The 12580-nt window shown below is 39.3% G+C and carries 10 protein-coding genes and 1 pseudogene; 2 read left to right on the top strand and 9 right to left on the bottom strand.

Annotated features, from left to right (window positions below; all coding sequences use genetic code 11):
• Window positions 1-86: 86 nt before the first annotated feature.
• The 7 genes from IQ228_RS10400 to IQ228_RS10370 all read right to left on the bottom strand — a co-directional run bounded on the left by IQ228_RS10400 (window position 87) and on the right by IQ228_RS10370 (window position 8441).
• On the bottom strand, window positions 87-2162 hold the full coding sequence (locus tag IQ228_RS10400; RefSeq protein WP_027404020.1) for an SPFH domain-containing protein: 2076 nt from the start codon (window positions 2160-2162) through the stop codon (window positions 87-89).
• A 70-nt stretch (window positions 2163-2232) separates the two neighbouring features.
• A complete protein-coding gene (locus tag IQ228_RS10395; protein WP_027404019.1) occupies window positions 2233-2592 on the bottom strand; it encodes a hypothetical protein in 360 nt (119 codons plus the stop codon).
• A 105-nt stretch (window positions 2593-2697) separates the two neighbouring features.
• Window positions 2698-3879 carry a hypothetical protein gene (locus IQ228_RS10390; RefSeq protein ID WP_152540505.1) on the bottom strand — a complete coding sequence of 394 codons (1182 nt, stop codon included), beginning with the start codon at window positions 3877-3879 and terminating at the stop codon, window positions 2698-2700.
• 355 nt (window positions 3880-4234) lie between these two features.
• Window positions 4235-4648, bottom strand: a complete 414-nt coding sequence (gene atpC, locus IQ228_RS10385) for an ATP synthase F1 subunit epsilon (protein WP_027404016.1) — start codon at window positions 4646-4648, stop codon at window positions 4235-4237.
• 89 nt (window positions 4649-4737) lie between these two features.
• Window positions 4738-6186 (bottom strand): F0F1 ATP synthase subunit beta, encoded by a 1449-nt coding sequence (gene atpD, locus IQ228_RS10380; RefSeq protein ID WP_027404015.1) that lies wholly within the window; start codon window positions 6184-6186, stop codon window positions 4738-4740.
• A gap of 472 nt (window positions 6187-6658) precedes the next feature.
• On the bottom strand, window positions 6659-8161 hold the full coding sequence (locus tag IQ228_RS10375) for a cryptochrome/photolyase family protein (RefSeq protein ID WP_193962812.1): 1503 nt from the start codon (window positions 8159-8161) through the stop codon (window positions 6659-6661).
• Window positions 8162-8186: 25 nt separating this feature from the next.
• Window positions 8187-8441 carry a TIGR03643 family protein gene (locus IQ228_RS10370; RefSeq protein ID WP_027404013.1) on the bottom strand — a complete coding sequence of 85 codons (255 nt, stop codon included), beginning with the start codon at window positions 8439-8441 and terminating at the stop codon, window positions 8187-8189.
• Window positions 8442-8646: 205 nt separating this feature from the next.
• Here IQ228_RS10370 and IQ228_RS10365 point away from each other — a divergent pair, with 205 nt between their 5' ends.
• The gene (locus IQ228_RS10365) at window positions 8647-9468 is read left to right on the top strand and encodes a SirB1 family protein (protein ID WP_027404012.1); all 822 of its coding nucleotides are present in this window, start codon (window positions 8647-8649) and stop codon (window positions 9466-9468) included.
• A gap of 66 nt (window positions 9469-9534) precedes the next feature.
• On the opposite strand, the gene IQ228_RS10360 is transcribed toward IQ228_RS10365, so the two are convergent.
• Window positions 9535-10416 (bottom strand): bile acid:sodium symporter family protein, encoded by an 882-nt coding sequence (locus tag IQ228_RS10360; RefSeq protein ID WP_027404011.1) that lies wholly within the window; start codon window positions 10414-10416, stop codon window positions 9535-9537.
• A gap of 73 nt (window positions 10417-10489) precedes the next feature.
• A complete protein-coding gene (locus tag IQ228_RS10355; protein ID WP_027404010.1) occupies window positions 10490-11923 on the bottom strand; it encodes a GTP-binding protein in 1434 nt (477 codons plus the stop codon).
• Between the two features lie 304 nt (window positions 11924-12227).
• Here IQ228_RS10355 and IQ228_RS10350 point away from each other — a divergent pair.
• A pseudogene (locus tag IQ228_RS10350) lies at window positions 12228-12580 on the top strand (ATP-binding protein); the annotation flags it as partial.

The raw sequence follows: 12580 nt of genomic DNA, 5'->3' as shown, positions 1-12580 counted from the left end.
TTGTATAAGAGACAGTCACTACTCTCAATAAAAACATTCACAAGAACAAGATCCCCGACTTCTTAGAGAAGTCGGGGATCTGAATCTTAACTGTTATGATTAATAGATTCAGCTTTAGCAACTACAGGATTAGGAAGAGGTGGAGGTGTAGGGATTTTCGATTCTAGATGGGTTTTGCTATTAGTTTGATTCAAAAGAATCATAGACAATAAACCATCTGCTAAACCATTATTACTACCACTATTACCACCAACAATGATATCAGGAATAATGCGGACATTGCGATCGCCCACAATTTGCATTAACTGCATCGCTGTGTAACCTTGCAAACCCAATGCTTGTACCCCTGTCCGATAGGTTTCTGCTTTCGCGTTACCTGTCGCCCGGATACCTTCAGCTTCCGCTATGGCTTTGAGTTTAGTGGCTTCAGCTTCACCTGTTGCTTGCTGAATTTGTGCGTTAGCTTGCAACTCGGCAATTGTGACACCTTGTTCCGATTTTACCAACTCTTGCTGAATATCTGCGATCGCTGTTTCCCGGACTAACATTTGTCGTTGGGTTTCTGCCATTTGCTGAACTTCGTAAGTTTTGCGTTGTTCCTCAGCAATTTTCCGGTCTGTCAGCGTGTGCATTAATTCATTCGGTGGCGTAATCAAACCAATCAACGAATCCACTGCTTGCACATCATAAGCACGTAAGGCAGATTTAACGTATTCAGAGGCTTCAACTTGACGCTCACTTCTGGCAATCAAGAAATCCAGGATAGTATATTCTTGAGCCGAGTTGCGGAAATAATTCCCCACAATGGGACGCAAAACCTGATCAATGACATTTTGCATCGAACCCAAGCGGGAAATCACTTTCGGAGCATCTGACGCACCAATGTGAATAATTTGGAATATCTCCAAATCAAAGCTAAAACCATCAAATGACAGAAGTTTCAGCGCCGTTAAATTCGTATCATACCCATGCTGACCGCTAATTCTATCAGTAAAGTTTAAGACAATGTTTGTTGTCGGCACTAGCTCAACTTTCATCACTTTAGTATTGAGCGGGTGCTTCCCAGGATATAAAGGCTCAACCCAAACACCCTTATGTCCTTGATTGACCAAATTTCCGTGAGTGAAAGATGCCCCGCTCACATCTTCCTGTTCTTCACCAACAAAAGAAATCACCACACCCACATAGCCGATAGGGATTTGAGTCATCGGTACTTGTTCAATACTTACCAACCAAGGATTGAGATTCCACGAACCCGATAATAACACCTGTTCTTGTAAACCCCGTTGTCCCCCAGCGTCAATAAATTTTTGACCATTTTGAAAATTATTATGTCCGGTAATAGCACGCCCAGCAATTTCACCTGCGGCAATTGGTGAACCATCCAAAGTAGTCACAATACCAACTTTTTCCGCTGCTATTTCATAGATTTGTAACTGTTCTGGACGCATACCCTCTTTACTGGCATTTGCTGCTGTAATCACTTTAAACAGCGCTGTATTGATGCGGTAAGTACCTGCGGTGATAAAAGCAATTTGCCGTCCTTTCTCCCCACCTTTGGTTAAGAATTTCCGAGCATCTTGAAAATTATCACATTCGACAATTTTGCCCAAAATCCGTTCTGGAGGGTTAGAAGCCCCATCAGCGGCGACAATCAGAGCGATTTGACCTTGGGGGACAACAATTACCGACTCTTTTTTCACTGCATATTGCCAAGGCCAATAACCCCAGTGCCAACCAGGGGCGAGGGTATCTGCTTGCAAACCCGCTTCACCATTGAGGGCAATTAATCTACCAGGAGGTAATCCTTTACCTGACAGGGTGAACTTTTTCACCACAATTCCCACTTCCCGTTCACCGATAACCACCAATCCACCAAAGAAGAAACAACCGCCAATAATAATCACGGGAATAATGATTAAAGGCTCAATTCCCATTGATTGATAGGGGATTGGACGAGTTATAGACTGAGTAACTACGGGTTGAGTTTGGGTAGAGGGAATAGAAACAGAAGTAAATTCTTTTGCTGTCAGTGTTTTTATGGGAGTGGCATTAACAGCATTAACACCACCTGCTAAAGCTAAGGCTGCAATTGCAGATGTAGCCACGCTGACAAACTTATTTTGCTTACTTTTACCAAGAGAAAACGGAAAGCTTTTCATATATGTGCCTCTTTGGGCAACTAATCATCTAAGGTATCACTTCATCAGGAGGGAATGATTTTTCTTAAACTTAATGTAACTTTTTATCAGGCATTAATAACCTGACACTGCTGTTGATTCCAGTTATATAATCATTGCCATTAGGTATTAAAGACAATACACAACTTTTTATAACTTCGAGTTTTCCTAATTTTAATTGCTGTTCAGGCACAGTTATAGATAAGATGCCAGAGGGTATTGTAATTTTTCCATAACGTTCTTGAGTAGTTCCATTCTTCATGACTATAATTAACTTATAGATCACTTCTTGTGTTGTTTTCACGTTACCTTTGCGGGTAAATATATAAGTTGATTTGTCAGTTTGTGGTGATTTACTGACTGTTACTTCTGTCAAAGAGGGTAGTATTCCTAAAGCTACTTTGAGCCGCACTGGGTCAATACGAGTTACTATAGCGTTCTGTCTGTTGGTAATAGGTACCTTTTCGATCCCATCATAACTGGCGCAACTAGTAAAATAAAACCTGCCGTCACTGTCCTAGGCATTGTATCCGGTATGGCGGTTGCTTGCGGCGAGTTTAGGGTCTAAGTCTCTTAAACTGACTAACTTACGGGTGGTTTTGGTTGTGAGATCAAATTCGTAGAGAAGATTGGGCTTTTTTCTATCTGCGGGTATAGGTCCCAAGCTACTAGTAACTATATATGCTTTTTTACCGTCAGCACTTATATTAAAAGAAAAAATCTCAGCCGGAACAGTTTTTGCTTGACCAATATAAAACCAGGAATGCAAAGAATCGTCAAATCGGTAAATATGAGCGCGATCATCGGAAAATAAACATTGCTTTTGAATTGGCAAACATTGCCCTAGTTCAATGGCTCGTGATTCCTGTAATTTCCAGTTTTTTAACTCTCCAAAACCCTTAGTAGGATCATAATAATAAATGTGTCCGTAGATAGACGGATTATATTCTCCCCAAGAAAGATTGCCTGTACTGAAATATAACCGACTTCGAGAATCTACCCACATCACCCGACCAGTATAAGGGTATTTTTTATCATAAGCTGTTGGTCGTCCCAGGTTTTCTGTGCGACCTGTGGCTATATCGTATTTATAGATATCCGCAGTCGGAACTGCTGCTCCATAAAGTACATTAAGATTGGGGTCAACAGCAGTAGATACAATGGAAACGTGCTTTGCTCCAATGCCTAATGGTTCTATGCTACTCAGGTCGGTAAATTTTTCCTCGTTTGGGTTGTATGCGTACCAATGAAAACCTCTGCTAGAAAGATAGTCATCGTTCAAATTTGAGCGATCCATAGTAGCTACATAGACCTTACCGTTGTACCAAAGAGGACGAGTATGAAATTTTTGACTTGTCTCTGTTGGTTGCCAGTTATTTGCTGCTAAAGAAGCAGAACGCGCATCTCCCACATACCGAACTGTACCCAATTTGGATTCCAAGCGATAGAGGGCAGAATTGGTAACATGATCCATACCACCAATATATATATCTCCATTGGGCGCAGAACCGGTGGCGTGCCAACTCTCAATAGGCTTAAGTCCATTGTCTGTATTGGGTAATTGCCAGTGCCAAGATCCTACTTGTTTACCTGCCCAGCCTTTCACGCTTTTATTGTTGAATCCATAAGCGGTTGTTAACGAAAATAAGGATGTAACGAATAGTAACAAGAGATATGTGTAACTTGTCGATTTAATCATAAGACAAGTTTGGAATATTAAGCAGTCGTGCAAAATAAATTAATTGTACCTTTAAGAAAGGAAACAGATAACAGATAAGCACTACAGGGATTTTTATTTGTTCCAAAAATATTTCATTAACGGGACTTAGAGACTTGCAAATAAAAAAATATCCCGTCGTTGGGATAAGGCAGGGAGCAGGGGCAGGAAAAGTCGTTTTGATTTAGTAAAATTTGGATAGCGTTCGCGGAGCATCCCGGAGGGAACTAGCGCTGCTGCAAGCAGTTCATCTTTTTTCTGGAGTTCTCTTAATAAAACAAGGGTGGACAAACAGCCCACCCTCAACACCAGAGATTGCGATTAATTGTAGTTAAATTTACACTAAACCACCAGCAGCTTGAAAACGAGCGCGAGCGCGTTTAAATGCCTGTGTTGCTTGGAATTGTGCTTTTCGGTCATCTGCGCTAACTTGATTTAAGCCAGATTGTGCTGTATTAAAAGCAGTGCGGGCTTCTTCAAGGTTGATTTTGTCGCCACGTTCAGCACTATTGACTAGAATTGTGACTTCATTATCATCAACTTCAGCAAAACCGCCTAAAAGAGCGATCGCTTGCCAACTAGCGTTTTTACTAGCTCGGACACGCATTACGCCTGTATCCAAGGCTGTCAGCATGGGAGCGTGTCCACTGAGAATACCTAACTGACCAGTAGTGCTAGGTAAAATTACTTCGTCAGCTTCAGCATCCCAAACAGTTTTGTCTGGGGAAATTACACGAACAGTTAATGTCATTTGTTAGTTGTCCTTTGTCAGTTGCCTTTTGTCAGTTGTCAGTTGTCAGTTGTCAGTTGCATAAAAAACCACTGACTACTGACTAATGACTAACCTTTGAGCTTTTCAGCCTTAGCTTTAGCTTCGGCAATATCGCCTACTAAGTAGAAAGCTTGCTCCGGTAAAGCATCCAATTCACCAGAAAGAATTTGTTGGAATCCTTTAATAGTGTCTTCCAACTTCACATACTTACCAGGAGAACCAGTAAATACTTCAGCTACAAAGAAAGGCTGAGACAAGAACCGTTCAACTTTCCGCGCCCGTGCCACAATTAAACGATCTTCTTCAGACAATTCATCTAAACCCAAAATGGCGATGATGTCTTGAAGTTCTTTGTAACGTTGCAGGGTGGATTGTACAGCCCGTGCAGTATCGTAGTGATCACTACCAACAATGTTGGGTTGCAACATGGTGGAAGTAGAACCCAAAGGATCAACCGCAGGATAGATACCTTTAGAAGCCAAACCACGAGACAATACTGTTGTACCGTCTAAGTGAGCAAATGTGGTTGCAGGTGCGGGGTCGGTCAAGTCATCGGCAGGTACATATACAGCTTGAATAGAAGTAATAGAACCTTCGGTGGTGGAAGTAATCCGTTCTTGTAAAGCACCCACGTCAGTACCCAAAGTAGGCTGATATCCTACCGCAGAAGGCATCCGACCCAAGAGCGCGGATACTTCAGAACCAGCTTGTACGAACCGGAAAATGTTATCAACAAATAGTAATACGTCTTGCTTGTTGACATCACGGAAATACTCAGCCATTGTCAAACCAGACAAACCAACCCGCATTCTGGCTCCGGGTGGCTCGTTCATTTGACCATAAACTAGAGCAATTTTGGATTCGTTGAGGTTATCTTTGTTGATAACTCCAGATTCCATCATTTCGTTGTAGAGGTCATTTCCTTCGCGTGTGCGTTCACCCACACCCGCAAATACAGATACACCACCATGCTGGGTAGCGATGTTGTTGATCAACTCCATCATGATCACGGTTTTACCAACACCAGCACCGCCGAACAGACCGATTTTACCACCGCGTTTGTAGGGAGTTAACAAGTCAACAACTTTAATCCCAGTTTCAAACACAGAAGGTTTGGTTTCCAAATCTGTGAATTTGGGAGCGTCACGGTGAATAGGTAGATATGCTTCGGCGTTTACGGGACCTTGCTGATCTACAGGTTCGCCTAAAACATTAAAAATCCGTCCCAAGGTGGCTTTACCAACAGGGACGCTGATAGGAGATCCAGTATCAACTACTTCTAAACCACGAACTAAACCGTCGGTGGTACTCATAGCAACTGCGCGGACTTGGTTGTCGCCTAGAAGTTGCTGTACTTCAACGGTCAAGCTGATGTTTTGTCCAGCTTCATTTGTACCTGTGATGGTTAAAGCGTTGTAGATTTGGGGTAATTTACCGCCGGGGAATTTAACGTCTACAACCGGACCAATTACTTGGGTAATGTAACCAATGTTTGTTTTTTCTGCGGTGGTGACCATGCTGCGCCTAAATGAATGAAGCTATTTTTCACAAGTGGGTTCGTTTAAAACCCCAGATCAAGCGATATCATCTTTTAGGTTAGCACTTAACGACTCCACCTTTGCCTTAAATTCATTATTAAGAAGAGATCCCCGATTTTGTGAAAATCCTGGAACTGCAAAATAAATTACTTCCACAAAAAACCGCAAAAAGAGAGTATTGGGGATTGACAACGGATTTTATATTTGTTATCATGGATTTGATAAGGAAGATATATCAAACAAATATAAATAGCCCGGTAGGGGTTTAGCGCTGATGAACCCTCATATTATAAGGGTTTCAAGAATGTCAAGAAAGATATGGGTAACGCATAGTGCGGGGAGAGGTTTGGAGAGGGGTCAAATTCTTTTCGTCAGTCTCCCCACTTCAAAACCCCTAAAATCCGGTTTTAGTTCCCCAGCTTAGAAACTGACTCTGTATGCACAAAAATAATTAATTCTGACTAAGACTCCACCAGTTTTCAGCCTGTTGGTGGATAGACTGCAATTCTTCTGAAGACATTTTATCTAGATGTTTTAAAATTAAGCCCATTCGTCCTTGAGTTTGGAGTTTCTCTTTGTGTCTGTCCAGAAAATCCCAATAGAAAAAATTGAATGGACAGGCATTTTCACCTATCCGTTCTTTGTGATTATAAACACAGCTTTTACAATAGTCACTCATCTTATTTATATAGTTAGCAGAAGCAGCATAGGGTTTAGATGCTAATACTCCTCCGTCTGCGAATAAACCCATACCAATAACATTAGTTTGCATCACCCAATCATAAGCATCAATAAATACTGCATGAAACCAATTTTCTACAGCTTGGGGTGAAATTCCTGCAATTAAAGCAAAGTTACTCAATACCATTAACCGCTGGATATGATGAGCGTAACCTGTACTTTTGATCTGGGTGATAGTTTGGTGTAAACAATTCATGTTTGTTTCACCTGTCCAGAAAAATTCAGGTAATGGTTGGGTGTGACCAAACCAATTCTTTTCGGCATATTCTGGATCTACAAAATGATAGATTCCATACATATATTCTCGCCAACCCAATACTTGACGAATAAAACCTTCCACACTATTTAAAGGTAGTTGGTGTTGTTTATATGCTGCTTCAGCGGCTTGAATTACTTCCAATGGTTGGAGTAAGCCAATATTCAAATAAGGAGAAATTAATGCGTGCCACATTGTCTGTTCTCCGGTAATCATCGCATCTTGGTAAGTACCGAAATCTGATAAACGATGTTGAATAAACCAGTCTAATACTTGAAGTGCTTGTTGACGATTTACTCCCCAATCAAAGGGTTCTATTTCTCCATAAGTTAAATGAGAAAGAGAGTTAACTTTGTCTATAACATCGAGAGTAATTGCGTCTGGTGTAAACCATTGGGCTGGGGGTGGATGTAATTTACCTTTAGGTGGTTGACGATTTTCTTTATCTAAATTCCACTGTCCTCCAATTGGTTGTTTGTCCTCCATTAAAATTTGAAAACTTCGTCTTCCTTCTCGATAAAAATCTTCCATTAATAGGCGTTTGCGACTTTTCGCCCAAGCAGTAAATTTTTCTGTACTCCATAAAAATTGATTATTAGGAATTAAGGTGATTGGACAAGGTAATTGTAAATTTTGAATGCTTTGGATGAATGGTTTATCATTGGGTGTCATTACCCGCAATTCGGTAATTTGATTAACTTGAATCCATGCTTGGAGTGATGTTTGAAAATCTGTGGCTACTTTGTATGTGACTGCATAGTTTAGTTGTGCTAATTCTGCTGCAAAGTGGCGCATTGCTGACCAAATTAACACTAATTTTTGGCGATGATATGGTCTGATTTGAATATGCTGTAATGATTCGATGAAAATTACAGGTGTATTTATTTGATGATTACAGCTTTTTAAGGCTGATTGTTGTAGGGAAAGTTGATCGCCTAATATCCAAATTCCAATCATAGATAATTTTATATTTTATGTGAATTTAAGTCTTTTGATTTTGGGATTTGAATCTCCCTGCAATAAATTCTCTTTTTTCTAAATGTTTGGTTTTACGTTTGGTAACTCTTTCTCTCCACATTTGAAAGCTAGATAATTTCATTTCCCTTCTCATTAGAGCAATTACCTGCTTTTCTAAAAGTCCAAATTGGTTTTCTATAACATCAAATGGCGTTCTATCTTCCCAAGCCATTTCAATAATACGATCTATGGTTTCAGTATCTAAGTCAGGTAGTTTCATGTTGGAACTGGTTTGAAAAGTTTAATAAAGCCGTCACAATTATAAATCTATACTGATTATACTATAATAATGCTCTTTTTTCTTGTTTTCAGATTCTAGAACGGATAGATCCAGACTATCTTCCATAAATCTCTTGAATAATCTAAAATGGGAGGAGACACAAAAAACTCTGTACTTTCCTCTAATAGCCTCATCCTGATTGCTTATGAACTTCTCGTCAGCACGACAGTATTTTTACCAAGAGATTCAACAACCTGATGAGGATATCAATCTCGCAAAGGCAGCCTTATATATTGCCCAGGAAGAATATCCAGATATTGATACTGAAGAGTATTTAAATGCTATTGATACAATGGCAATGGAGTTAGAGGAACGTTTGCCTTCTTTTCGCTATCCTCTACGGGTTATTCAAAGTATTAATCAATATTTATACGAAGAATTGGGCTTTGATGGTAATAAAATTGATTATTATGACCCCCGCAATAGTTTTTTAAATGATGTCATTGAACGGAAAACGGGTATTCCGATTACTTTGGCATTAGTTTATATGGAGGTAGCCAAACGGATTGATTTTCCGATGGTTGGGGTGGGAATGCCGGGACATTTTTTGATTCGTCCAGACGTAGAAGATATAGGGATTTTTGTGGATGCTTTTAATGGTGGTGAGGTGATGTTTGCCCAAGACTGTCAAGAAAGACTTTCACAAATTTATCAGCAAGAAGTGACGCTCAAACCTGAATTTTTAGCGGTTGTGAGTAATCGGCAATTTTTAATGCGAATGTTGACTAATTTAAAATATATTTATCTTCAAAAGCAGGATTTAGAAAGGAGTTTAAGAACGGTAGAACGGATTTTGCTGTTGTTTCCAGAAGCAAGTTTTGAATTAAGAGATAGGGGTTTGTTGTATTATCAACTTGGGCAGTTTTCTCAAGCGGCGGAAGACTTACAGATTTATTTAATTAAAGTTCCTGATGCTAAAGATGCAGATGTAATACGTCAATTACTAGCTAAATTAGGTGATGATTAACTTGAGATATCTCATGTAGTAAAAAATGGATTTCGCTAGAATCTGAAGTTAAGTTAATTCATGGCTTTATTGATGAGGAATATTCTTAATTTCTCGATTGACTAACCAAGCAAAAGCTGCGCTAGTGGCAAACATAATCAGACTGTAAATAGCGGCTGGAATCGCCATGGTAGGGTTGTTCAGTAGGGTGGGAGAACTGGCAATGGCGATCGCTAATGTGCTATTTTGAATCCCAACTTCTACTGTAATCGCTTTGGCATTTCCTGAGGTCAGCTTGCTGAAGACGGCAAAGAGATAGGCTAAGACCATTGTTAATATATTCAAGACGAGAGTTACTCCACCTACCTGTAAGAAAAAGGTGGGAATGTTAGCCTTTTCTTTTAACACCAAACCAAAGATAATTAAGGCCAAAAAGAATAGAGACAGCCACTTAACCCATTTTTCGACTTGGGCTGCGAATAGGGGAAAATAGTAGTGTATTCCCATACCTGAAACTACGGGAATAATGGTAATTACCGCAATCTGAATCACTGTTTTTATAAATGGTAACTGTACGGAAGAATTTGCTTCCATAAAGTGCTGCATAGCTAGGTTAACTACCAAGGGAATAGAAAAGACGGTAACTAGACTACTGATAGCCGTTAGCGTAATTGACAAGGCAACATTCCCCCGGACTAAATATGTCACCAGATTGGAAGTAGCACCACCAGGACAAGCTGATAAAATCATCACTCCTACCGCTAATTCTGGTGTGAGGGGAAAAATTGTAGCTACCAAAAAGCCGACTATTGGCAGCATGATCAATTGGGCTATTAATCCCACAAAGACGGCAAAAGGTTCAATTAAGATTCGCTTAAAGTCATCCACTTTTAGTCCCAACCCCATACCCAGCATAATAATAAATAATGCTAGGGGCAGAAAAACCGTAGTTAGAAAATTTGACTCCATGATCATTTTACTCACGCAACTGCCGGCTATTTTACCAAGTATTGACCTAATTATTCTTAAGTTTGGGGAAATTTCAGATTTTTTTCCTGAGTCTAATTTTAATCAGCAATTCATCTTTAATCCGGTTCAAAATTGAAGTTTCATTTAAAGTTGATAAAATTTGACTAACTACTGCTTTTGGTCCATCTGGTCCCCAGGTTGCACCATTGGCTAAATAGGCTTTGGTAACTTGGCCAATACTGTATGAAGATACTCCAGCTACTCCTGCTTGGGTTATAGCTATGGATAAATAGGGTCCAATTGTCATGCCGGCGGTTGCTGTTGCAGAGATACCCAGTAGGGTTTTTAAACTACTTAAACCCAAATTTGCTAATAGTTCACTAGCACCGATACCACCCATACTCAGGGCGATTTTTTGGAGTAATTTCACTGCACCAGTTTCTGTCATGGGGATACCGTAAAGCTTGGATAAGCCTAAAATTAAGGAGATATCTATAATTACAGCACTGAGTATATCCACTACTGTAACAGGATTGAGTGCGATCGCTAATGCTTTAGTAATGACTGCTTTCCAAATTAACTGATTAGCATTTTCTTCTCTAATTATTAGTTTACGTTGTACCAATTGCTGATTAACATCATCAGCATAAAGCATAGTATTTAAAGCTACTAATGCCTTACCTTCATGGTGCAGAATTTCCAATATTTTCAATTTTAATTCGTCAACTTGTGATTGTCCTTTTTGGAGTTTTATACCTCTAGTTCCATCAGGATTTTGTACCGCAATTCTGACTAATGGTGAAGCTGCGGACATGACGATTTCTGCGGGTGAAAGTAATTCCCGCACTCTATCATCTCGAATTTTTTCATAAATTGTAATTCTATCAGTTTCGGGATATTGATCAACTTTATTAAAGACTAAAATAATCGGTTTACCTACTTCTCTTAATTGCGATAATGCTATTTGTTCAATCTTCGTCATATCTCCCGAAATTACAAATAAAATTAAATCTACTTGCTTGGCAATTTGTTCAGCTAAAGCTGCGCGAGTTTCACCGTCTACTTCATCTAATCCAGGAGTATCAATTAATTCAACTTGGGATTGACCATTACTGGGTAATGTGGCTTTTAAAGTCCCTAAAGCTTCTTCACTAATACTCCAATTTACTGTTTGTGCATCACGAGTAACACCATGTAGGGGACCTGTAACAAAGACTTCTTGACCGACTAAAGCATTGAGAAGGGAGGATTTACCCCGTCCTACCATCCCAAAAGCAGCAATTTGGACTACCATGCTTTCTAGTTTATCTAGCATGGTTTCTAAATCATGAATTTCTGCTTCTAACCCTGATTTTTCCACAGGGGAAAGATCAAGATTATTAACTAAGTTTCGGAGTGCGTTTTTGGCTTGTTTGTAGTTAAGTTCGGCTTGAATATCGTCAAAGGTAAAAATGGCATTATCCAATTCTTCTTCCCAATTGGGGATGGATTCGGGTATAGTGTTCATTTGAGAAAGCGAAAAAGAGGGAGTAATTAAAAGTTACACTAGCACAAATACAGTATATGAGATTTTTCAAGCAAGACATATTAATCAGATTTTACTCTGTGGGTGCAGGTTATTTCCAAATTTATGCCTTTAGAAGATGTCGAAGAAGCCATGAAGCTGATCACGGTTAAGTTTAAGGTGTAAAATATTGTAAAGTTTAGTGATGGATAATGCCCACCCTAAATGAATTATGATTAGGTTAGCCGTAATTCGGTGTTAACGGTATAATTCCAATATGTAATATTTCTCAAGGAAGAAAATTCACATGAAATTACTACAAGTCCAAGTACCCGATTTCCGTGTTTTGAAAGATGTTGATATTAAGTTTGATAGAAGGTTTGTCCCTAATATCTTTCCTTTAGGAAGTCTCAATGGAGGTGGTAAAAGTACACTTTTACAATTAGTCTTTGTTTTATTACATTGCTGCACAAATCCAGAAAGAAAAGTTTTTATAAAGAATCTACTACATGGCTTTACACTTAATGATGATTCTAGTGATAGAGTATTAGCCATCATCAAAATTTGGGATGGTGAAAAAGAAGTTGAAATTAAATTTCTAGTTTGTCATAATACTTATATTGAAAATATCTTAAAACAAGATCATGAATACAAAAATAG

This window comes from Dolichospermum sp. LEGE 00246, assembly GCF_015207865.1.
Taxonomy (GTDB): Bacteria; Cyanobacteriota; Cyanobacteriia; order Cyanobacteriales; family Nostocaceae; genus Dolichospermum; species Dolichospermum heterosporum.
This window is presented reverse-complemented; position numbering and strand designations above follow the sequence as displayed.

Bases quoted from the DNA above. Each gene is read 5' to 3' on its own strand.
- IQ228_RS10400 (WP_027404020.1), bottom strand. From the start codon at position 2,162: ATGAAAAGCTTTCCGTTTTCTCTTGGTAAAAGTAAGCAAAATAAGTTT.
- IQ228_RS10390 (WP_152540505.1), bottom strand. From the start codon at position 3,879: ATGATTAAATCGACAAGTTACACATATCTCTTGTTACTATTCGTTACA.
- atpC (WP_027404016.1), bottom strand. From the start codon at position 4,648: ATGACATTAACTGTTCGTGTAATTTCCCCAGACAAAACTGTTTGGGAT.
- atpD (WP_027404015.1), bottom strand. From the start codon at position 6,186: ATGGTCACCACCGCAGAAAAAACAAACATTGGTTACATTACCCAAGTA.
- IQ228_RS10375 (WP_193962812.1), bottom strand. From the start codon at position 8,161: ATGATTGGAATTTGGATATTAGGCGATCAACTTTCCCTACAACAATCA.
- IQ228_RS10370 (WP_027404013.1), bottom strand. From the start codon at position 8,441: ATGAAACTACCTGACTTAGATACTGAAACCATAGATCGTATTATTGAA.
- IQ228_RS10365 (WP_027404012.1), top strand. From the start codon at position 8,647: ATGAACTTCTCGTCAGCACGACAGTATTTTTACCAAGAGATTCAACAA.
- IQ228_RS10360 (WP_027404011.1), bottom strand. From the start codon at position 10,416: ATGGAGTCAAATTTTCTAACTACGGTTTTTCTGCCCCTAGCATTATTT.
- IQ228_RS10355 (WP_027404010.1), bottom strand. From the start codon at position 11,923: ATGAACACTATACCCGAATCCATCCCCAATTGGGAAGAAGAATTGGAT.